The sequence below is a fragment of the Streptomyces sp. CA-181903 genome, assembly GCF_050937075.1.
In the GTDB taxonomy this organism is placed as follows: domain Bacteria; phylum Actinomycetota; class Actinomycetes; order Streptomycetales; family Streptomycetaceae; genus Streptomyces.
In genome coordinates this window covers 1,489,147-1,508,224 of record NZ_JBNJLY010000001.1, presented here as the reverse complement: position 1 = coordinate 1,508,224, position 19,078 = coordinate 1,489,147, and the positions used below count along the sequence as shown (strand labels likewise).

Here is a 19,078-nt window from a genome sequence, read left to right as displayed (position 1 = left end):
GGTGACCGGGACGCGGCCGGGGTGTCACGCGTGGCAGGCCAGCGGCCGGCCGCCGTTCATCTCGGCCATGTCCCGCAGCACCAGGGGCAGATCGAGCGGCACGCCCAGCGGCAGCCCGTCGAGCTCCGCGTACGCCCGGTGCAGGTTGCCCACCAGCCGCTCGCTCTCCTGGAGCGCCGCGAACTCGCCGAGGTCGGCCTCGCGCGCCACCTCCAGCGGGGTGTGCCCGGCCGCGTGCCCGGCGCGCGCCAGCTCCCCGACGTACCGGAAGTAGCGCTCCACGGTGTCGTACACGCCGGGGTCGGTCACCGGCCCGTGCCCGGGGACGACGGTCTCGGCGTCCAGGCCGCGCAGCACGTCCAGCGCGGCCAGCGAGCCACTGAGCGAGCCGAACGGGATGAACGGCGTACCGCCGTTGAACACCAGGTCGCCGGTGAACACGATCCGCCGCTCCGGCAGCCAGACGACGGTGTCGCCCACCGTGTGCGCCGGGCCGGGGTGGATCAGCCGGACCTCGGTGTCGCCGATGTGCACGGTGAGTTCGTCGGTGTACGTGAGGGTGGCCGGGGTGATCCGGACGTCGCCGTACTCGACCCAGGGCCAGATGGCGTGCAACTGCGGGCCGACGGCCAGGGTCTGCTCGCGGCAGCCGGCGTGCCCGATGATCGTCGCCTCGGGGGCGAACACGCAGTTGCCGTAGGTGTGGTCGCCGTGGTGGTGGGTGTTGACGACCAGGGAGGGCGCGGGGGCGCCGCTCGCCGCGACGGCGTCGCGCAGCAGCTCCGCGCGGCGGACGGTCGGGGCGGTGTCGATCAGCAGGGTGCGGCCGCCGTCGGTGACGAAGCCCGCGTTGTTCAGGCACCAGCCGCCGTCGGGCTGGACGTAGGCGCTCACCCCGGGCGCCAGCGGCACGGTGTAGGGGGCGGGGACGGCGTCCGGGCCGGTGGGGGCGGTCTCCTCCGGGGTCGCGGGGACGGCGTCTTCCGGTCCCGCGGGCGGTTCGGCGGCCCCCTGGGAGCCGGACAGGGGGTTGCTGGTGCTCGACATCGTGCGCGCCTCTCCTCGGGGTGCGCCCGGCCCGCGCCGGGTGCGCGGAACCGGACCGGCCGTCAGAATACGGACGGCGGCGGCGATATGGGTAGGGCGGTCCGGAGCCGGGGCGGGAGCCGGTGCCCGCTCAGCCCCGGCGCTCCAGGCCGGTGCGCAGCCGCTCCAGCAGCCCGTGCAGGACGGCCCGCTCCTCGTCGTCGAGGGAGTCGAGGGCGTCGTGGGTGGCCCGCATCTCCTCCCTGACCCGGCGGATGGTCTGCCGGCCCTCGTCGGTGGCCACGACGTTCTTCACCCGACGGTCGGAGGGGTCGGGCTCGCGGCGGACGAGGCCGCGGGCCTCCAGCCGGTCGACGATGCCGGTGACGTTGGACGCGTCGCAGACCAGCAGGGCGGCCAGGCCGCGCATCGGGACCGGGCCCTTGAGCTGGGCGAGCAGCTTGGCCTGGACGCCGGTGAGGCCGTGCCGGGCGGCGGAGGCGGAGAAGTCCTGCCATTGGGCGGTGCCGAGTGCCGCCACGAGTTCCAGGAGCTCGGACTTGCTGGGGGAGGTCGGGGCGGTCATGACGGCAGTCTACTGAAGAGCTTGATGTCTTAAACCATTAACTTGACGACCTCAAGCATTGGGCCTACCGTTGCCCAGTTGCTTGACGACCTCAAGCATCAATGTCATGAAGCATCAACGTCGTGAAGCACCAATGGCATGAAGCACCAATGGCATGAAGCATCAGCTTCGTGGAGCAAGCGGAGGAACGAACCGGCCATGACCACACCAGCGCCCGCCACCCCGGCCCGGCAGCGGAGCGAGACCGTCGTCGTCTTCGCCCTGAGCCTGGCCGCCATGGTGGTCTCGATGATGCAGACCCTGGTGGTGCCGATCCTCGGCCTGATCCAGAGCGACCTGGAGACGACCCCGGCCAACGTCAGCTGGGTCACCACCGCGACCCTGCTCTCCGCCGCCGTCTTCACCCCGCTGCTCGGCCGCTTCGGCGACCAGCACGGCAAGAAGCAGACGCTCATCGGCGTCCTCGTCGTCATGGTGGCCGGGTCCGTGCTGGCCGCCACCACCCACTCGCTGCTCTGGCTGATCGTCGGCCGGGTGCTCCAGGGCGCCGCCACCGCGATCTTCCCGCTGGCCCTGTCCGTGCTCCGCGAGGAGATCCGCCCGGCCCGGCTGCCCGGCGCGATGGCCCTGGTCAGCGGCACCCTGGCGTTCGGCAGCGGCCTCGCCCTGGTCGCCGTCGGCCTGCTCACCTCCGGTGACCACCCCGACTACCGCAGCGCCTTCTGGCTGGCCACCGGTCTCGCCGCGCTGGCCCTGATCGCCGTCGCCGTCCTCGTCCCCGCCACCCGCGAGACCACCGGCGGCCGGACGGACGTCCTCGGCGCCCTCACCCTGGCCGCCACCCTCGTCCTGCTCCTGCTGCCCGTCTCGCAGGGTCACGAGTGGGGCTGGTCCTCGGCCCGCACCCTCGGCTGCTTCGCCGGCGCGGTGATCATGGCCGCCGTGTGGACGCTCGTCGAGCGGAAGGTCAAGGAGCCGCTGGTCGACATGCGGATGTTCGCCCACCGGCCGGTCCTCTTCGCCAACCTCGCCGGGCTGCTCGTCGGCTTCGGTTCGTTCGCCCTGTTCATCGGCGTCTCGTACCTCGTCCAGATGCCGTCCAAGCTCACCGGCTACGGCTTCGACGCCAGCATCCTGCGGGCCTCCGTCGAGTTCCTGCTCCCCGGCACCCTCGTCTCGCTGCTCGCCGCCCCCATCGGCGGCAAGCTGGTCCGGCAGCACGGCCCCCGGCCGGTGCTCTACCTGGCCTCGCTCGCCGGCGCCCTGGGCTTCGCCTGGCTCACCGTCGACCACGACCACGCGTTCTCGGTGATCGCCGGCGGGATGCTGGTCGGCGCCGGCATCAGCTTCGGCTACGCGGCCATGCCCGCGGTGATCGTCGGCAGCGTGCCGCCGCACCAGACCGGCATCGCCAACGGCATCAACTCCATCTCCCGCTCCACCGGCAGTGCCATCGGCAGCGCCATGGTCACGACCGTGCTCGCCTCCAAGAGCGTCGAGCACCTGCCGCCCGGCCTGCCCAAGCTGCCCGCCGAGAGTCAGTTCACCCTGACCTTCGTGATCGCGGCCGTCGCGTTCGTGCTGGTCTCGCTGGTCGCCGCGCTCGGACTGCGGACGATTCACACCCTGCGGTCCACTGCGGTGGCGGGCTCCGTCCCGGCGGCGGACGCTGAAACGGCAGGCGCCGGAACGGCAGACGCTGGAACGGCAGGCGCCACGCGCTGAACACGAGGACCCCAGGACGTCAGGACCCGAGGAGCATCACCATGAAGGCTGTCAGCTACCGCGCCTACGGCGGACCCGAGGTCCTGGAGTACGGCGAGGTCCCCGAACCCAAGGTCGGCCCGGACTCCGTGCTCATCGGGGTCAGGGCGGCGGCCGTCAACCCGGTCGACTGGAAGGCCCAGGCCGGCTACCTCGACGGGCAGCTCGACGCGGTCTTCCCGGTCGTCCCCGGCTGGGACGTGTCCGGGATCGTCGTCCGGCTCGGCGCCGACACCCCCGAGTTCAAGGTCGGCGACGAGGTCATGGGGTACGTCCGGGAGGACTTCCTCTCCCGCGGCACCTACGCCGAGTTCGTCGCCGCGCCGGTGCGCACCCTGGCCCGTAAACCGGCCGGCATCTCGTTCGAGCAGGCCGCGGGCCTGCCCCTGGCCGGCCTCACCGCCTACCAGGCACTGCGCGCCGCCCGCGTCGGCCCCGGGGACACCGTCCTCATCCACGCGGCGGCGGGCGGCGTCGGCTCCCTCGCCGTCCAGCTCGCCCGGAACACCGGCGCCCGCGTGATCGGCACGGCGAGCGAGCGCAATCACGCGTACCTGAGCTCCCTCGGCGCCGAGCCCGTCACCTACGGGGACGGCCTCGTCGACCGCTTCCGGGCGCTCGCACCGGAGGGCGCCTCCGTCGTCCTCGACTTCGTCGGCGGCGGAGTGATCAAGACGTCCTCCCGCATCACCGTCCCCGGCGCCCGCTTGGTCTCGATCGCCGACCCCGCCGTGACGGAGATGGGCGGCCGGCTGCTGTGGGTCCGCCCCGACGCGGCGGACCTGGCGGCCCTGGGACACCTGGCGGAGCGGGGACGGCTGTGCGTGGAGGTGGCGGAGGTGTTCCCGCTGGAGCGGGCCGCCGAGGCGCAGCGGCGGAGTGCGGAGGGGCATACGCGGGGGAAGCTGGTGATCGTGCCGTAGGGGCGCCTGCGGCGGGCTGTGCCCCGGTCCCTCCCCTTCGCCGATTCCTGGGGGCGAGCCCCCAGACCCCCTGGAACCGCGCTTCGCGCGGTTGTCCTCAAACGCCGGACGGGCTGGATAGCGCTCCCGGGCGCATATTCCAGCCCGTCCGGCGTCTGAGGACGAGCGGCGAAGCCGCGATCAGGGGGTCTGGGGCGCAGCCCCAGGAAACGGTGAAAGGGAGGGACCGGGGCCCCTACCACCCCGAGCGCGGTTCTGCACAAGCGTGACGTGCAGATCGGTGATGACCTGCGCCGGGGTCGAGGCCAGCCGAGTGAGCAGATCCGTCATCCCGGGTGCACATGCGACCCCGGCCCGCCCCGCGGCGGCAGGGGACGGCCGGCGAGGCGGTACAGGTAGTCGCGCTCGTCCGACGTCAGCCGCAGCGCCCGGGCGAGAGCGGCGAGCATCTGCTCCGAGGGCTGTGAACCCGCGCCTCGTTCGATCTCGTTGTAGTAGTCGACGGAGGCACCCGCGAGCTGTGCGACCTCGTCGCGGCGCAGCCCCGGTACGCGGCGGCGCGGGCCGGCGACGAGACCGACGTCCTCGGGGCGGATGCGCTCGCGCCGCGAGCGGAGGAACGTGCCGAGTTCGGTGTACTTCACGGAGACCACCCGCCCAGTCTGCGCGAGGACGGCCGGCCGGCGGGCCGCCGAGGCAGGGGATGACATCCCCTGGCACGCCCGCGGCGCGCACCGCAGGGTGGACGGCATGAACCCCACCGAGACTGCCACCGAATCCGCCACCGCATCCGCCCCCGACGCGTCCCGCCGGGTCGCCGTCGTCACCGGCGGCTCGCGCGGCATCGGGCGCGCCGTCGCCGAGCGCCTGGCCCGCGAGGGCCTGACCGTGGCCGTCAACTATGCGAGCGATTCCGCCTCCGCACGGGAAACGGTGCGGGCGATCACCGAGGCCGGCGGCCGGGCGATCGCGCTCCGGGCCGACGTCGCCGACGAACACGCCGTCACCGCCGTCTTCGACCGGGTACGGGACGAGTTCGGCGGCGTGGACGTCGTCGTGCACTGCGCCGGGCGGCTGGCCCTGTCCCCGATCGCCGACCTCGACCTGAGCGTGCTCGACGCCATGCACCGCACCAACATCCGCGGCACGTTCGTCGTCGCGCGGCAGGCCGCCCGCCGGCTGCGCGCGGGCGGTTCCTTCGTCGCCTTCTCGACCTCCGTGGTCGCCGCGCAGTTCCCCGCCTACGGCGCCTACGCCGCGAGCAAGGGCACCGTCGAGGCGATGACCCTGATCCTCGCGCGCGAACTACGCGGCCGGGACGTCACCGTCAACACCGTCGCCCCCGGTGCCACGGCGACCGACATGTTCCTGGACGGCAAGACGGAGGAGCAGGTCGAGACGCTGACGAAGGCCCCGCCGCTGGAGCGTCTGGGGACGCCGGACGACATCGCCCACGTGGTCGCCTTCCTCACCAGCCCCGAGGGGCACTGGGTCAATGGCCAGATCCTGCGGGCGAACGGCGGTCTGGCCTGAAATCGCCGTCCGCCCAAGCTCGTTTCACCACCCGAAAGGAACACCTCGACATGCCCTTCGCCAACCTCAAGGTGCCCGCCGGCACGCTCACGGACGAGTCCAAGAAGAAGCTGCGGGACGCCGTCACCGACGCGTTCGCCGACGTGTACGGGGAACGCGCCCGCGCCACGACCCTCGTGATCCTCGAAGAGATCGCCGACGGCGGCTGGAGCCTGGGCGGCACCGTCCTCGACGCCGAAGTCCTCGGCCGGGTGTGAACGAGACGCGGGGAGCCCGGCTCGGCCGGCGGTGGTGGCGGCGGTGGATGTGGTCAGGGGGACAGAGGGCCGTTCGGCTCGGCCACGGCGGTCACGAAGTGGAGCCAGGCCGCGTCGGGGAACGTCAAGGTGGCCCGGTCCGGCCGCTTTGAGTCGCGGACGGGCATGAGGCCGGGGGTCTTGTCGGTGGGGACCTGGAGGCATTGGCCGCCATTGCCGCTGTGAGTGCTGGACCGCCAGGAGGCTATGGACGAGAAAGAGTTTGTGGTCGACACGGGTACAAGTCCTCAACAGTCTTGCGGATAAGGGCCCTTGACTCTTCCTGGCCAAGAGCGCGGGAACGCAGTTGATCATAGAAGAGGGCAAGGTTCGAGACTCGCTTCTTGTCGCTGATGAATACTCCGGGGCTGCCGGATTCGTCGCGCCACGCACGCATGGAACCGTTCGGCCGTGTCCAGACCACTGCCGTTCCTGTGTCCGGTAGCCCGGCGCTGTCCGCGAAGCGCAGGATCCGCAAATCGATGTGCGCCTCGTGGGAACGCTCGATCAAGTGCAAGAGTTGCGCACGCATCACCTGGGAGCCGCCGGTGACGATGTGGAGGGCGGACTCCCAGAGAACGCACCCGAAGCGTGGCGGGTGGGGCGACACAAGGGTACGGCGCAGCTCGGCTCGGTAGGCGAGCTTGTCTTCCAGCGAACCGCCGTAGAACTCCAGGCCGCGTTCAAGGGCCGCCCGGGCGTGATCCGGGGTCTCGAGGACCGCCGGCATGATGTTGGTGACGTGGTAGATCGTGCGCGCGCTCGACTGCGAGCGCAGGAACTTCTGCCAACGGGGCGAGTCGGGGTTGTCGTCCATCTCGTCGCGAAGCTTGAAAATGTCCCCGCCCGCGCCCAGCGCCTTGTCGATGCGGAGGGTGACGTCGCGGCGGGGGACGTGAGTGCCCCTCTCGAAGTGCGAGATGGCCGTGTTGTCCAGCGCTACGGCCTTGCCGAGCTGCTTCTGCAACCAGCCCTTGGCAAGCCGGTGAGCCCTGATGGCCTCGCCGAGCTCATTGGCGCGCCTCTGGAACGAGTCAAACGGCCTGTTCTCGGGCATGGTTGCGTCCCCTACGTGAAAGAGCCGGTTCCCCAGGGCCTGGGCGGGCCAGAGCATAGGGGCGGGAGCAGGTATCGGTCAGTGGAACCGGACGCATGGCACCGTAACGGTTGACGCTGTGTTCGATTGTCGCCGTCGTCGTGATGCCCGCTCGCCGGCGCCGCACACATCGCTCAGCGGAGTCTCTCGGTGCCCGGAGCGAGACTACTGGACGTCGAGGAGGGCGACGGCCTCGGCGAAGTCGGCGTGCGCGCGCTCGAAGACCCGCGCGGCGACGAGGAACATCGAGCGGTCCGTCAGGGCCCGGGCGAGGCGTGCGGGGTCGTCGGGGAGGCGGCGGGCGAGCGCCACGCCCTCGTCGAAGCAGGGGGTGAAGCGCTCCTCGAAACGGTAGCTGTTGCCGTTGTCACGGAGGACCGCACGGATGCTGATCCTGCGCTGGATGTAGATCAGTTCGGGCAGCCGGCCGGCCCTGCGGAGGTCCGCCGCCTCGGCTTCGAGCTCCGGCAGAGTGCCGAGAAAGGCGACCCACGCGTGACGCGACCTATGAAGGCTGGTGCCGAACGGCGGCATCGGGGATTCGGCGCTCGCGGCCGGTTCGTCGGCCCGCCCCGACAGGGCGAACAGGGTGATCCACCACGCGAGGATGCAGCTCCAGCCCTGCGGGTCGCCTGTCGTCGCCAGCTCCTCCAGGACGGACAGGGCCTCCCGCCGGGCGGCCGCGGCGTCCGCCTCGTGCCCGGTGGCCTCGCGCATCCGGGAGAAGTGCACGAGCTCCCAGGTGAGGATGGCCAGTGCCGTGCGTTGGTCGGCGGCCTCGCGCCGGGTCTCGTCAAGCAGCTCGCGGAAGACGGCCGATGCCGCGTCGTGCAGGCCGGCGCCTTCCAGGTTCGCCGCCCACTCGACCATGTTCCAGAAGTTGTGTTCCGGTATGCCGTTACGGGCTGCCTGCTCGTTGAGTTCCGCCGCCTCCAGGAAGCGGCCTTCCTCGGCCAGAACGATCGCCAACGGCCCGGTGTTTCCGGTTCCGGCCATCTCCTCGCAGGCCGCACGCTTCTCCGCCCGGCGTCCGAGGGCACAGAGGGCCGACTGGTGGGCGTCCAGCGCCCTGCACAGCCGTTCGGCCCGGTTCGGCGCCCCGGCCTCCATCCTCCGGCCCGCCTCGACCGCCTCGGCGGCCAGCGCCAGGATCACCTGCGGGTCCCGGTGCCTATAACTCATCAAGAGGAGCGCGCCCACCAGCTTCGGGAGGTAAGCCTTGGGGCTCACCTCCGCCAAGACCCGGTACGCACCCACCTCTTCGAGCAGACTCGGCCGGCCGGAACGCAACAACAGCACGCGGGCGCGCATCACAGCGTCGTGATCGATCTTCTCCATGTTCCCCCTGTCTCCGGGTGGTTCACGAGGGAGATTGTGGGAGCGGGGGAGCGGACCGGACAAGGTACGCGAACTGTGCGTTCCGTCCTACGAAATACGCCTCTGAGCTGTCATGATGGACATGCTCACGCAGTGGTCCACCGGAGGCTTGGCCGGTGAGACAGGGAACCCGATGACTGGCTCCCTTCGGCAGACCCCCGAGGGATGAGGGGACGAACCGATTCGGCCCCGGTACGGTCCATCCCGGAGAGCGGATTTGGGGGTACGGTGACGCGCGCCACGCCGGAGCGTCCTGTTGACGTCGAGGCGATTTTTCCGGAACTGACCGAGCATCGTCGTGCGAGCACTCGGCTGCATCCGCGCCAGGGGGATCCCCAGTGCCGCGAGAGCTCGGTGGCGGGGCCGTTTCTGTGGCCTGCCGAGGAGCCTTGGCCGGTGTGCACCGCCGTGCATGTGAAGGGGCGTGGTCACCGGTTGGCCGATGTGCGGCTGCGTCGTCGGATTTTGAGGGAAGCATGGCAGCGTGACCCGCACGCCGGCCCCTCAGAAGCGGAACGCGAGGTTCTGGCAGGTCTCCAGCCGGGATTGCATGCTCCGGAATTGCGTGACGCGGACCCGATTCCGCTGCTGGCCGGGGCTCAGCTGTTCGCGCATGAGGTGCCGGGCCTCGTCGGGCCCGAGGGCTGTGACCTGCTCCAGGTCCTGTGGTGCCCGTTCGAGGCACACGGCCCTGACCGGCGTATGGATGTGCTCGTGAAGTGGAGGCGGTCGCAGGGCATCACGGAGGTCGTCGCGGAGAATCCGGAGCCGGTCGTCGTGGGGCGCGCCGAATGTGTTCCGAATTCCTGCGTGCTGCATCCGGAACAGGTCGTCGAGCACGAGTACATGGAGTTGCTCGGCGAAGACCTCCAGGAACGGATTCGGGCCTGGGAAGAGGAGATCCTGGACGAGGCGGAGGACGACCGGCAGGACGCGGACCCGTATGAGATCGACTATCAGGGCGACCTCTCCATTCCCCCGGGGTGGAAGGTCGGCGGCTTCGCGTCCTGGCATCTCACCGGGCCCGCCCGGATCGACTGCTCGTGCGGGGCGGAAATGAGCCCTCTGCTGACCGTTCACGACCGGGAGTGGGACAGCGGATCGCTGAGCTGGGTACCGCTGGAGGACCGGCAGGTGATGCGCGTGATGGACGCGAACACCCCGACCGGTGTGTACGTCGGCCGTGGCCTCATGCGCATCTTCGCGTGCACCGCAGATCCCGGTCATCCGCCTCGGATCGATTTCCAGTAGGAGCAGCAGCCATCACAGGCATCCTGCGACCTCACCGGCCCCGCCACTCCCGCAGCCTTCGCCACGCCTCCAGGCCGTCCGGCACCCACTGCCATTCCGGCAGCCGTCGTTCCACCTCCTCCTCCGGGAGGAAGTCGTGCCAGGCCACCTCTTCCACCTGGGGCCGGACCGGCAGGTCGCACCGGACCTCGTACACCGCCGACCACCAGCCGCCGTGCTCCTCCGAGCGGTACAGGAAGCGGAACAGCGGCGTCGGGGTGGGGAGGCCCGTGACGCCGAGTTCCTCCTCCGCCTCCCGGAGGGCCGCCGCGTCGTACGTCTCGCCGGTGCCCACGACGCCGCCGACGAACAGGTCGTAGTGCGAGGGGAAGATCAGCTTCTGGGCGGTGCGGCGGTGGACGAAGAGGCGGCCCTGCGCGTCGCGTACCTGGATGAAGGTGCAGCGGTGGAGGAGGCGGCGGGCGTAGATCTCGGCTCGGGGGCCTGGCCCACGACGTGGTCCTGTTCGTCCACCACGTCCAGGATCTCGTCCGCCGACAGGGGCTGAGGGCGATCGGTTCGGTCGGTCATGGAGACATTCAAGCGGGCTCAGTGCGGCTGGAGGTCCCGGAGCTCCGGTGCCGTCGTTCCCGGAGGCATCGCCGGGTGGCGGCCGATCAGGATGATGCCGACGACGATCGCGGCCATACCGGCCGCCTGCCAGGCGAGTGCCGCCGGCGAGGTGCGCAGCTGGTCGCCCAGAAAACCCACGCCGCAGGCGATGCCCGCCAGGGGCTGGGCCGCAGTCAGGGCGGGCAGGGACATCCGGAGCGGGGCCGTCTCGAAGGCGCTCTGGACCAGGACCAGGCCGGTCACGCCCAGGGCCAGCACCACGTACGGCTGCCAGCTGATCACCAGGGACGCCCAGCCGCCGTCGCGGAAGCGTTGGCCGCTGACCCGGGTGAGGGCGTCCTGGAGGCCGTACAGCAGGCCGGCGGCGACGGCGAGGGTCGCGGCCTCCGCGCTCATCCTCAGCCGTTTGGAGACGGCCGCCAGGACCAGTGCGCCGCCCACCACCAGGCCGACGATCAGCCAGTGCCGCAGTGGGTCGGACACGGACTCGCCGCCGTGCGGGCGGCCGGCGACGATGAAGGCGGTCACGCCGCCGGCCAGCAGCCACAGGCCGCCCCAGCCCGTCCAGCCGAGCGGCTGTTTGGTCTGCCAGCGGGAGAGGGCCATGGCGAACAGCAGGTTCGTCGCGAGCAGCGGTTCGACCAGCGACACCTCGCCGCCGCCCAGGGCCACCGCGCCGAGCGCCATGCCGCACACCATCAGGCCGATCCCCGCCAGCCAGCGCGGCATCCGGACCAGGTCCAGCAGCAGCCGGAAGGAGAGGAAATCGCTCATGGGAGCCCGCTGTGCCGCGTTCTGCTGGAGGACGAACCCGACACCGAGGCAGAAAGCCGCGCTCAGGGCGAAGGCGAAGACCATACGTCGCGCACCTCAAGACCTGCCGGTCATCAGCGAATTGACCAGGTAGACGATAGTCGCCGCACGGACGGTACGCCGTCCGAGTACCCCGCTTTCGGACGTTCATCCAGACCGGAGCGGACGGGACCGTATCGCCCTTGACGGGAAGCTGTGACTAACGCTTTGCTGTGCGTGATCAAGAATGCCGGTCAGCGGGCACCCGGGTCCGGGCCCCCGCAGGGACGCACGCCGCGGAGGACGCCCGACGATGACCCCTCCACCCCCCTTGGGCCGCTCTCGGCTGGGGGGCGGGCCGACTTTCGACTCCGCACTCGACGACACCGAGCTGGTCACGGTCCGTGACGAGCTGGCCCGGGGGCGGTGGGCCGAGGCCCGCCGGCTGCTCGCGGACACCGGCGACGACTGGGACCTGCGCGGACACCGCCTCACCACCCTCGCCGCCGTGTCCACCAGCACCGCCTGGGGACGCGAGTGGCTGCTCGCCGAGCCCGACAGCGCCGACGCCGCCGCCCTGCTCGCCTGCGCGTCCGTCCACCGCGCCGTACGCCGTAAGGGCGACGCCGAGAGCGCCCGCGGCCTGTGCCGGGCCGCCGCCCGGATGGCACCCCACGACCCCACCCCCTGGCTGGGCCTGCTCCTCCTCGCGCACGCCGGCGTCACCGACGACGAGCCCGCCCGCTGCTTCGGCCAGGTGCGCGCCCGCCACCCCGAGCACCACCACGCCCATCACCTGATGGCCGCCTGCCTGGCCGGGCACAAGGCCGACCACGACGACCCGCTGCACGAGGTCTACGACTTCGCCGCCTGGGCCGCCGAGCAGGCCCCCGCCGACTCCCCGCTGGCCCTGCTCCCCGTCGTCGCCCATGCCGAACGCTTCCGCGCCCTGGCCCGCGCCGGCACCCTGCCGCGCGACCCGGGCGCCTCCGGGCACTGGGCCGGACGCCGGGCCCGGCAGGTGCTCAAGACCGCCTTCGACTGGTGGCTGGAGTGGGACGTCAATGACACCGATGACGCGCCCGAGGCGGGTGGGGCGACAGGGGCTCAGCGCATCGCCCAGCGGCCCGCCGCGCCGCCGCACCCCCGGCACAAGGTCGATCTCAACTTCCTCGCCCACGCCAAGCTCCACGAGGGCCGGCTGGCCGAGGCCGCGGCGCTGCTCATCCGGATCGGCCCGCACGTCACCCGGGAGCCCTGGGCCTACCCCGACCGGGACCCCAAGGCCGCCTACCGCGCCGCCCGGCGCGCCGCCCTCGGCTCCCGGTGAGCGCAGAGCCGGTGAACGAAGACTCGGTGAGCGCAGACCCGGTGAACGCAGAGCCGGTGAACGCAGAGCCGGTGAACGCAGAACCTCTCCATCCCCCCGCACACCACCCCAGTGAGGACGGCCCCCGCATGCCAACCGGCAGGACGACCCCAGGCAGGACGACCCCAGGCAAGGCGACCCCAGGCGAGATCAGCACCTTCAAGGGACAGGAGAGGAGCCTCCGCGCCGACCGCATCGGCCTGGCCGGCCTCCTGATGTCCGTCGTCGCCGCCAGCGCGCCGCTGATGGTGACCACCGGCGGCATGCCCGTCACCTTCGGCGTGCTGGGCGTCGTCGGCGCGCCCCTGCTGTACGTCATCCTCGGGCTGATCCTGCTCCTCTTCAGCTTCGGCTACGCCGAGATGAGCCGCCATGTGCACAACGCGGGCGCCTTCACCGCGTACATCGCCCGCGGCCTCGGCGGCACGGCCGGCGCCGGGTCGTCCATCGTGGCCCTGGTCTCGTACAGCGCCATGCAGTGCTGCATCTACGGCCTCTTCGGCTTCGAGCTGTCCAACCTGCTCCAGCGGCACCTGGACCTTACCGTCGCCTGGTGGATACCCGCCCTGATCGCCGTCGTGGTGGTCGGCGTCCTCGGCTGGCTGAAGATCGACCTGAACGTGAAGGTGCTCGGCGTCCTGCTGCTGATCGAGGTCGTCATGGTCCTCGTCTTCGACGTCGCCGGCCTCGGCTCGCCCGGGCCCGAGGGCGTCTCGCTGCGCGCCTTCCACCCCGACACCCTCTCCGGCGCCGGGCTCGGCACCGCCTTCTGCGGCACCATCGCCTCCTTCGTCGGCTTCGAACAGGCCGCCGTCTACTCCGAGGAGACCAGCCGCCCCCAGGTCGTCGTCGCCCGGGTCACCTACCTCGCCGTCGGGTTCATCGCCGTCTTCTTCGCGATCAGCGCCTGGGCGCTGACCGTCGCCGCAGGCCCCTCGAAGATCCACGAACTCTCCCTCACCGAGGGCCCCAACCTCCTCTTCGGGCTCACCGAGGACCGGCTCGGCTCCGGGTTCACCGACGTGATGCACCTCTTCTACGTCACCGGCATGTTCGCCGCGATGCTCAGCTTCCACAACGTCGTCGCGCGGTACGCGTTCGCCATGGGCCGCGAGGGGCTGCTGCCCGCCGCCGTCGGCCGCACCTCCCGCACCAGCGGCGCGCCCGCCCACGGCTCGCTGCTGCAGAGCACCGTGGCGCTGCTCGTCGTCATCGTCTTCGCCGTCACCGACGACAAGCCGACCGGCGATCCGACCGCGCCCGTCCTGCGGCTGTCCAACTGGCTGGGCAACGTCTGCGCGCTCGGCGTCACCGTGCTGATGATCGCCGCGTCCGCCGGTGTGATCGTCTTCTTCGTACGGCGCGGCGCCGCCCGCGCCCAGGCGTGGCGGCTCCTCGCCTCGGGCGTCGCCGGCGTGGCCCTGACCGTGATCGCCGTGATCACCGTCCGGGACTTCGACGCGCTGGTGGGCTCCGGGCCCGACTCGCCGCTGCGCTGGCTGCTTCCCGGCATCGTGCTGATCGCGCTGGTCGCCGGGCTGGTGCTGGGGGCCGTGCTGAAGTCCGTACGGCCCGAGGTGCACGCGCGCATCGGGCTCGGGAACGAGGCGTTCCAGCTGGAGAAGGCGGCGGCGAGCGAGGCGGCCGGGCGGGCCTGAGCCGCCGGACGGCGGGCGGCGGTCCGAAACCGGGGGCGGGGGCCGGGCGGGCCTGGACCCCGGGCGGCGGGCGGCGGTCCGACACCCGGGCGCCGGGCGGGCCCGGACCCGGGCGGCGCGGGCCCCACGCCCGCGCCGCCCGACCGGTCACCCCGCCGCCGTGGTCGGGGCGTTCGCGCCCGCCGCCGCGTCCCGCCGGGAGACCAGCCGCTGCACCAGGTCCACCACGTCGCCCACCGTGCGGACGTACGCCAGCTCCTCGCGCTCCACCTGCTGCCCGAGGTCCCGCTCCAGCACGGTGATCAGCTCGACGTAGTCCATCGAGTCGACCCCTAGGTCCTCCCGCAGATCGGTGCGGAGGTCCTCGACGTCCTCCCTCGGCACCACCACGGCTTCCGCGAGCAGGTTGATCACCCGCTCCTCGATCTCGGCCCGGTTCATGGCCGCCTCCTCATCTCTCCGGTAGGGGTCACGGCTTCGCCGGCCGCTCGGGCAGCGGCACGCCGGCCACCGCCAGGGCCTTCGGCGACAGTTCGTCGCGCTGCCAGCCGAGGGACGAGAACCGGCTCAGGCCGTCGCCCTCGTTGTTGTGGCCCAGCAGCACGGAGTACAGGTTCACCGTCTCCGGCTCCTGGAGCTGCTCCGCGAACGGCACGTCCTCGAACCGGGTCACCCGGCGGTGCCGCACCAGCAGCGAGCCGTACCGGCGGTCGTAGTCCTCCGGCGTGAACGTCAGCACGCCGCACTGGCCGTCGACCGCGCCCGGGTCGACGCTCTCCCGGTAGGTGCGGATCACGGAGTGACTGCCGTTGACGAACCGGAAGATGGTCAGGTTGCGGCGGAACGCCGAGTGGTCCACGGCGATCTGCTGGACGAGCGTCGGCACGATGTCCGGCACCATCGCGGCCGTGCCGTCGCCGGTGAACGAGATGACGTTCTCGTCCCGGCGGGTCGCGATGCCCGGCAGCGCCATCAGCCCGTCACCCATCAGCCCGCGCCCGTACCAGCCGGAGAACGACTTGCCGGTGCGCGGGAGGCTGTTGACCGCCGACAGGCCGGCCCGGCCGATGTCGTAGACGCCGACGTAGCGGTAGTCCTGCTCGCGGATCAGCCCGTCGAGGACGCCGCGCAGCCGCCGGAAGAAGTGGTTGGTGGTCATGGGCAGCACCGGCAGCAGACCGATGACGTCGCCGTCGGAGTCCCGGGACGAGGCGATGGCCGCGCGGCGGTACGCCAGCACCTCCGGGTCGACGTCCAGCCGCTCGCGCAGGGCGCGCAGCACGCCCTCGATGTCGGCGACCACGCCCAGGCCGGTGAACGGCGCCCGGTCGACCTCCCGTTCGACGATCTGGACGGGGGCGAGCTGCCGCAGGGAGATGTCCGAGAAGGGGGTGTCGATCTGCGGTATGGGGGTGCCGACGAACATCACGGCCTGCTCGTCGGCGGGCCGCAGCGCACCCTCCTTGTACAGGTACTCGAAGACGCGCGGCGAGTAGCCGTACATGCTCAGCGTGCCGATGTACTCGTCGACGGTCCGGCCGTCCCGGTAGCGGCTGACGGTGCCGGGCTGGGCCACCGAGTCGGCGAGGCCGATGCCCGCCTCCCGCGCCAGTTCGTACATCAGCTCCAGGGCCGGGCCGCTCAACGGGCCGACCTGGCACAGCAGTCGGCGGCGCTCGGTGTTGAGCAGGGTGACCAGCCGGTCGACCTCGGGGGAGCGGACCGCCTCGACGGCCGGGCGCGGCGCGACCCGGGGGATCTCGGGGCGCCGGTCGTCGGGGAGCGTGGTCTGGAGGACGTCGCGCGGCGCGATGATCATGACCGGGCCCTTGCCGGCCGAGTACGCCTCGAACGCCTCGGCGAGGCCGCGGGCGATGTCCGCGGAGCGCGGGATGTGCACCACCGGGAAGCCGCGGGCGAGCAGCGAGGGGCGGCTGTCCTCGGTGAGGTGCATGGTGCCCTGGAAGGGGTGCCAGGCGTCCAGCTTGGAGTCGCAGCAGACGATGAAGCCGCGGGTGCCGACGGAGATGTGGTTGGCGAGCGTGCCGCGGAACTCCTCGTGCATGCCGCTCGTCGCCACGATCGCGAACGGCGCGCCGTCCAGCGTCCAGCGGGCCAGCGCCGAACAGGCCAGGCTGTGCTCGCTGGGACCGCGCACGATCGGGTTGCCGTTGCCGACGGCCCGCCGCTCGATGTCGTCGATGAACGTGGCGACGCCGGAGCCGGTGTAGTAGTGCAGGCCCCAGGACGTTCCGGCCTCGGCGGTGAGGAAGTCGGCGAGGGCGTCGGCCATGGTGCTGGTCTTCAGGGCCGGCCGCAGCCGCCGGTTGGAGTGCAGCTGCACGGAGTCGACGAACGCGCAGGCGAGGTCGGCGGTCACCACCCACTCCTCGTCGGGCGCCCAGCGCGGGGTGAACAGCTCGACCGAGTAGAAGCTCTCGACGTCCGGGTCCGTGTAGACGTGCACGGTGTACGGGCTCGGCTCGAACTCGACGGCGTCGCCCAGGGCCGCGGACAGCTTGGCCAGCCGGGTGTTGAGGTCGTCGGGGGAGGTCATCCGGTAGCGGAGCTCCCGGTGATCGACGACCAGCAGGCTGAGCACGGCCTTCCCGCCGTCGGCCGCCTCGGCGACGGCGCTCTCGACGCCCGCCAGGGAGTCGGCCGTGACCAGGGTGAACCGGTCCTCGGGGCCGACCAGGTCGAGGAAGCGCAGGCCGCGTTCGACGACTTCCCGGTAGGCGTCGGTGCCGTCGTGGCCGGCCGGTTCCACCGGGGTGACGACGTCGCGCGCGCCGGCCAGGTCCCGCAGCGCGCGGGCGGCCGCGGCGCCTGCGACGTCACGGTCGGAGACGACGGCCACCAGCCGCCGGAGGCCGCCGGAGTGGGGGTTTTCGGGCATCGGGCACATCCCAACGGTAGTTGTGGTTCAACGGATTGCCGGGGGCGGGACGGCGAACGGCCCATCGGGCGGGACGCCGGTCGGGACCACGGGTGGGACACCGGTCGGAACCTCGGGCGGGACGCCGGCTGGAACCTCGGGTGGGACGCCGGTCCGGGCGTCAGGCCGGACGCCGGTCGGAAGGCGCCGCGGAATCCGGGTCGCGCAGCCGGACGACGGCGGACCAGAGGGCGTTCCCCGGATGCCGCGGATCGGCCTGGGGGAGCCGGGAGACGAGCCGCATCAGCGGGGAAAGCCGGCGCCATTTCGCCGCCGCGGACAACTGGGTGCCGACGCGTTCCACAGTCCAGCCGGCGCGTTCGAAGAAAGCGACTCCGTCGTGCGGTGCGAATACGACGGGCGCGTTGTTCTCACGGCTCGCCCGGGCCGAAAGCCTGCGGATGAGCGGGCCGATGACGTCGGCCGTCCACCACGTCACCCCGCAGGATTTCAGATCCGCCGAGAGGGCGTGGACCTCGGACGCATCCAGATATAGCAGAAGCCCTTCCGTGATGACGAGTGTCCGGCCGCCGCCGGCCGTCGCCGAGGCCAGGAAGGCGCGGCGCGCGGCGGCGTCGGTGAGGTCCACGGCGGTGCGCGAGAGGGCACAGCGCGGCTTCTCGGCGGCCAGCGCCCGCTCCTTCTCCTCGATGATCACCGGCAGGTCGGCCTCGTGCCACTCCAGGGAAGAGGGCAGGTCGAGGCGGTACGGCCGGGTGTCGAAGCCCGCCGCCAGGTTGATCACCCGGGTGCAGCCCTCGGCCACGCACTCCTCGACCAGCAGGTCGATGAGCTTGGTCCGGGCGATGAAGAACCAGCCGTTGCCGAAACCCCGCCGGGCCTCCTCGGCGATCACCCGGCCGCGCTCCCCGGCCAGCGCGGCCGCGTACGGATCGCTGAACAGCCGGTCCCGGCGGGCGGATTCCCTGGCCCGGTACTCGGCGACCCAGCGCGCCGTATCCGAGACATTGTCGATAACCGGTTTCCGCTCACCCGAGCGGACCCTTTCAGGGGAACCGAGAGGTTTCAACTGCCTTTCCTCCTGGGGAGTTTGTGGGCGATCCGTTACTCTGTTCGCTCTGCTGTGCCGTCCGATACGCTGCTGTGCCGTCCGCGCCCGTCAGCCGAAGGAGTTCGCGTCATGACCGTCCCCCGTGCGCGTCGCGTCGACGTTCCGCAATCCCTCCGGAAAACGCAGGAATTCACCGACCCCCACTACGCCTCGGCCTACGCCATAGCGGTCGACGACGCCAGGTCCCGGACGCCGGAGCAGTGGGCGCGGGCCGCGATCGAGGAGGCCCCGGCCGCGCTGCGGTTCTTCCTGCGCTTCGGGTGGACCAAGGTGCTGGGGCTGCGCATGGGGCCGAAGTCCGGCTCCGCCGAACACGTCCTCGGATGGCGCATCACGGACTCGTCCTCGAACGCGCTGACCATGGACGGGCATTCGGGTCTGTTCTCCGCCTACAACGTGGTGCTCACCGAGGACTCGACGCTGGTGTGGGCCACCGCCCAGCACTTCAAGGGGCGCGGCGCCGGCCTGCTCTGGGGCTGGCCCGGCCGGTGCACCAGCTCGCCGTGCCCTACCTGCTGCGGCGCTCCTGCAAGGCGCGGCAGCGCGCGGCCGCCGGGCCGGCGGCGGCGTAACGCCGCCGGGAGCCGTTCCGCGCGTGCCGGCCCGCGGCCGTGCCCCGCATCGTGGTGGCGTCCCGCCTCGCGGTCGGGTCCCGTCCCGTGGTCGCGTCCCGTCCCGTGGTGCCCCGGCCGAAGCCCAGCCGGGGCACCGTCGTTCCGGGAACTGCCATTCCGGGCACCGCCGTCCCGGGAACTGCCGTGCGTGGCGCCGCCGTTCCTGGCCGG

General features: G+C 71.8%; 18 protein-coding genes and 2 pseudogenes. 7 read left to right on the top strand and 13 right to left on the bottom strand.

Going from position 1 to position 19,078, the window contains the following annotated elements; translation table 11 throughout:
- Window positions 1–24: 24 nt before the first annotated feature.
- Window positions 25–1,047: an MBL fold metallo-hydrolase gene (locus ACQEVS_RS06520; protein WP_433016455.1), complete on the bottom strand. Its 1,023-nt coding sequence runs from the start codon at window positions 1,045–1,047 to the stop codon at window positions 25–27.
- A 130-nt stretch (window positions 1,048–1,177) separates the two neighbouring features.
- On the bottom strand, window positions 1,178–1,612 hold the full coding sequence (locus ACQEVS_RS06515) for a MarR family winged helix-turn-helix transcriptional regulator (RefSeq protein ID WP_433016452.1): 435 nt from the start codon (window positions 1,610–1,612) through the stop codon (window positions 1,178–1,180).
- A gap of 198 nt (window positions 1,613–1,810) precedes the next feature.
- Here ACQEVS_RS06515 and ACQEVS_RS06510 point away from each other — a divergent pair, with 198 nt between their 5' ends.
- The gene (locus tag ACQEVS_RS06510) at window positions 1,811–3,337 is read left to right on the top strand and encodes an MFS transporter (protein ID WP_433016449.1); all 1,527 of its coding nucleotides are present in this window, start codon (window positions 1,811–1,813) and stop codon (window positions 3,335–3,337) included.
- 41 nt (window positions 3,338–3,378) lie between these two features.
- The gene (locus ACQEVS_RS06505) at window positions 3,379–4,299 is read left to right on the top strand and encodes an NADP-dependent oxidoreductase (RefSeq protein WP_433016446.1); all 921 of its coding nucleotides are present in this window, start codon (window positions 3,379–3,381) and stop codon (window positions 4,297–4,299) included.
- A 252-nt stretch (window positions 4,300–4,551) separates the two neighbouring features.
- Here the strand turns inward: ACQEVS_RS06505 and ACQEVS_RS06500 are convergent.
- A pseudogene (locus ACQEVS_RS06500) lies at window positions 4,552–4,943 on the bottom strand (helix-turn-helix domain-containing protein); the annotation flags it as partial.
- Window positions 4,944–5,049: 106 nt separating this feature from the next.
- On the opposite strand from ACQEVS_RS06500, the gene ACQEVS_RS06495 reads away from it, so the two are divergent.
- Both ACQEVS_RS06495 and ACQEVS_RS06490 read left to right on the top strand, forming a co-directional pair.
- Entirely contained in the window at window positions 5,050–5,832 is a 783-nt protein-coding gene (locus ACQEVS_RS06495) for an SDR family oxidoreductase (RefSeq protein ID WP_433016443.1), read from the top strand.
- 50 nt (window positions 5,833–5,882) lie between these two features.
- A complete protein-coding gene (locus tag ACQEVS_RS06490; RefSeq protein WP_433016440.1) occupies window positions 5,883–6,089 on the top strand; it encodes a tautomerase family protein in 207 nt (68 codons plus the stop codon).
- Window positions 6,090–6,142: 53 nt separating this feature from the next.
- Here ACQEVS_RS06490 and ACQEVS_RS06485 read toward each other — a convergent pair whose 3' ends face one another.
- The 3 genes from ACQEVS_RS06485 to ACQEVS_RS06475 form a co-directional block, all read right to left on the bottom strand.
- The gene (locus ACQEVS_RS06485; protein ID WP_433016437.1) at window positions 6,143–6,364 is read right to left on the bottom strand and encodes a DUF397 domain-containing protein; all 222 of its coding nucleotides are present in this window, start codon (window positions 6,362–6,364) and stop codon (window positions 6,143–6,145) included.
- Window positions 6,334–7,185 (bottom strand): helix-turn-helix domain-containing protein, encoded by an 852-nt coding sequence (locus ACQEVS_RS06480; protein ID WP_433016434.1) that lies wholly within the window; start codon window positions 7,183–7,185, stop codon window positions 6,334–6,336. The genes ACQEVS_RS06485 and ACQEVS_RS06480 overlap by 31 nt, the downstream gene beginning before the upstream one ends.
- Before the next feature lie 204 nt (window positions 7,186–7,389).
- The gene (locus ACQEVS_RS06475) at window positions 7,390–8,562 is read right to left on the bottom strand and encodes a hypothetical protein (RefSeq protein WP_433016431.1); all 1,173 of its coding nucleotides are present in this window, start codon (window positions 8,560–8,562) and stop codon (window positions 7,390–7,392) included.
- Between the two features lie 267 nt (window positions 8,563–8,829).
- On the opposite strand from ACQEVS_RS06475, the gene ACQEVS_RS06470 reads away from it, so the two are divergent.
- Window positions 8,830–9,852, top strand: a complete 1,023-nt coding sequence (locus tag ACQEVS_RS06470; protein ID WP_433016428.1) for a hypothetical protein — start codon at window positions 8,830–8,832, stop codon at window positions 9,850–9,852.
- A 31-nt stretch (window positions 9,853–9,883) separates the two neighbouring features.
- Here the strand turns inward: ACQEVS_RS06470 and ACQEVS_RS06465 are convergent.
- Together ACQEVS_RS06465 and ACQEVS_RS06460 are read right to left on the bottom strand one after the other, a co-directional pair.
- Window positions 9,884–10,422 (bottom strand): annotated as a pseudogene (locus ACQEVS_RS06465) (NUDIX hydrolase).
- An 18-nt stretch (window positions 10,423–10,440) separates the two neighbouring features.
- Window positions 10,441–11,322 (bottom strand): DMT family transporter, encoded by an 882-nt coding sequence (locus ACQEVS_RS06460; protein WP_433016425.1) that lies wholly within the window; start codon window positions 11,320–11,322, stop codon window positions 10,441–10,443.
- Between the two features lie 247 nt (window positions 11,323–11,569).
- On the opposite strand from ACQEVS_RS06460, the gene ACQEVS_RS06455 reads away from it, so the two are divergent.
- Entirely contained in the window at window positions 11,570–12,586 is a 1,017-nt protein-coding gene (locus tag ACQEVS_RS06455; protein ID WP_433016422.1) for a hypothetical protein, read from the top strand.
- Between the two features lie 128 nt (window positions 12,587–12,714).
- Entirely contained in the window at window positions 12,715–14,283 is a 1,569-nt protein-coding gene (locus ACQEVS_RS06450) for an APC family permease (protein ID WP_433016419.1), read from the top strand.
- 147 nt (window positions 14,284–14,430) lie between these two features.
- Here ACQEVS_RS06450 and ACQEVS_RS06445 read toward each other — a convergent pair whose 3' ends face one another.
- From ACQEVS_RS06445 to ACQEVS_RS06425, 5 genes are all read right to left on the bottom strand, one after another.
- The gene (locus ACQEVS_RS06445) at window positions 14,431–14,724 is read right to left on the bottom strand and encodes an acyl carrier protein (RefSeq protein WP_433016416.1); all 294 of its coding nucleotides are present in this window, start codon (window positions 14,722–14,724) and stop codon (window positions 14,431–14,433) included.
- A gap of 28 nt (window positions 14,725–14,752) precedes the next feature.
- On the bottom strand, window positions 14,753–17,182 hold the full coding sequence (locus tag ACQEVS_RS06440) for a hypothetical protein (RefSeq protein WP_433016413.1): 2,430 nt from the start codon (window positions 17,180–17,182) through the stop codon (window positions 14,753–14,755).
- A 160-nt stretch (window positions 17,183–17,342) separates the two neighbouring features.
- Window positions 17,343–18,251 carry a class I SAM-dependent methyltransferase gene (locus ACQEVS_RS06435; RefSeq protein WP_433016410.1) on the bottom strand — a complete coding sequence of 303 codons (909 nt, stop codon included), beginning with the start codon at window positions 18,249–18,251 and terminating at the stop codon, window positions 17,343–17,345.
- Between the two features lie 197 nt (window positions 18,252–18,448).
- Window positions 18,449–18,655 carry a hypothetical protein gene (locus ACQEVS_RS06430; RefSeq protein WP_433016407.1) on the bottom strand — a complete coding sequence of 69 codons (207 nt, stop codon included), beginning with the start codon at window positions 18,653–18,655 and terminating at the stop codon, window positions 18,449–18,451.
- A gap of 146 nt (window positions 18,656–18,801) precedes the next feature.
- Window positions 18,802–19,023, bottom strand: a complete 222-nt coding sequence (locus ACQEVS_RS06425; protein WP_433016404.1) for a hypothetical protein — start codon at window positions 19,021–19,023, stop codon at window positions 18,802–18,804.
- Between the last annotated feature and the right edge of the window lie 55 nt (window positions 19,024–19,078).

Bases quoted from the DNA above. Each gene is read 5' to 3' on its own strand.
- ACQEVS_RS06510 (WP_433016449.1), top strand. From the start codon at position 1,811: ATGACCACACCAGCGCCCGCCACCCCGGCCCGGCAGCGGAGCGAGACC.
- ACQEVS_RS06515 (WP_433016452.1), bottom strand. From the start codon at position 1,612: ATGACCGCCCCGACCTCCCCCAGCAAGTCCGAGCTCCTGGAACTCGTG.
- ACQEVS_RS06450 (WP_433016419.1), top strand. From the start codon at position 12,715: ATGCCAACCGGCAGGACGACCCCAGGCAGGACGACCCCAGGCAAGGCG.
- ACQEVS_RS06475 (WP_433016431.1), bottom strand. From the start codon at position 8,562: ATGGAGAAGATCGATCACGACGCTGTGATGCGCGCCCGCGTGCTGTTG.
- ACQEVS_RS06440 (WP_433016413.1), bottom strand. From the start codon at position 17,182: ATGCCCGAAAACCCCCACTCCGGCGGCCTCCGGCGGCTGGTGGCCGTC.
- ACQEVS_RS06480 (WP_433016434.1), bottom strand. From the start codon at position 7,185: ATGCCCGAGAACAGGCCGTTTGACTCGTTCCAGAGGCGCGCCAATGAG.
- ACQEVS_RS06495 (WP_433016443.1), top strand. From the start codon at position 5,050: ATGAACCCCACCGAGACTGCCACCGAATCCGCCACCGCATCCGCCCCC.
- ACQEVS_RS06425 (WP_433016404.1), bottom strand. From the start codon at position 19,023: ATGGCAGTTCCCGGAACGACGGTGCCCCGGCTGGGCTTCGGCCGGGGC.
- ACQEVS_RS06520 (WP_433016455.1), bottom strand. From the start codon at position 1,047: ATGTCGAGCACCAGCAACCCCCTGTCCGGCTCCCAGGGGGCCGCCGAA.
- ACQEVS_RS06490 (WP_433016440.1), top strand. From the start codon at position 5,883: ATGCCCTTCGCCAACCTCAAGGTGCCCGCCGGCACGCTCACGGACGAG.
- ACQEVS_RS06505 (WP_433016446.1), top strand. From the start codon at position 3,379: ATGAAGGCTGTCAGCTACCGCGCCTACGGCGGACCCGAGGTCCTGGAG.
- ACQEVS_RS06445 (WP_433016416.1), bottom strand. From the start codon at position 14,724: ATGAACCGGGCCGAGATCGAGGAGCGGGTGATCAACCTGCTCGCGGAA.
- ACQEVS_RS06460 (WP_433016425.1), bottom strand. From the start codon at position 11,322: ATGGTCTTCGCCTTCGCCCTGAGCGCGGCTTTCTGCCTCGGTGTCGGG.
- ACQEVS_RS06455 (WP_433016422.1), top strand. From the start codon at position 11,570: ATGACCCCTCCACCCCCCTTGGGCCGCTCTCGGCTGGGGGGCGGGCCG.
- ACQEVS_RS06430 (WP_433016407.1), bottom strand. From the start codon at position 18,655: ATGGTCAGCGCGTTCGAGGACGAGTCCGTGATGCGCCATCCGAGGACG.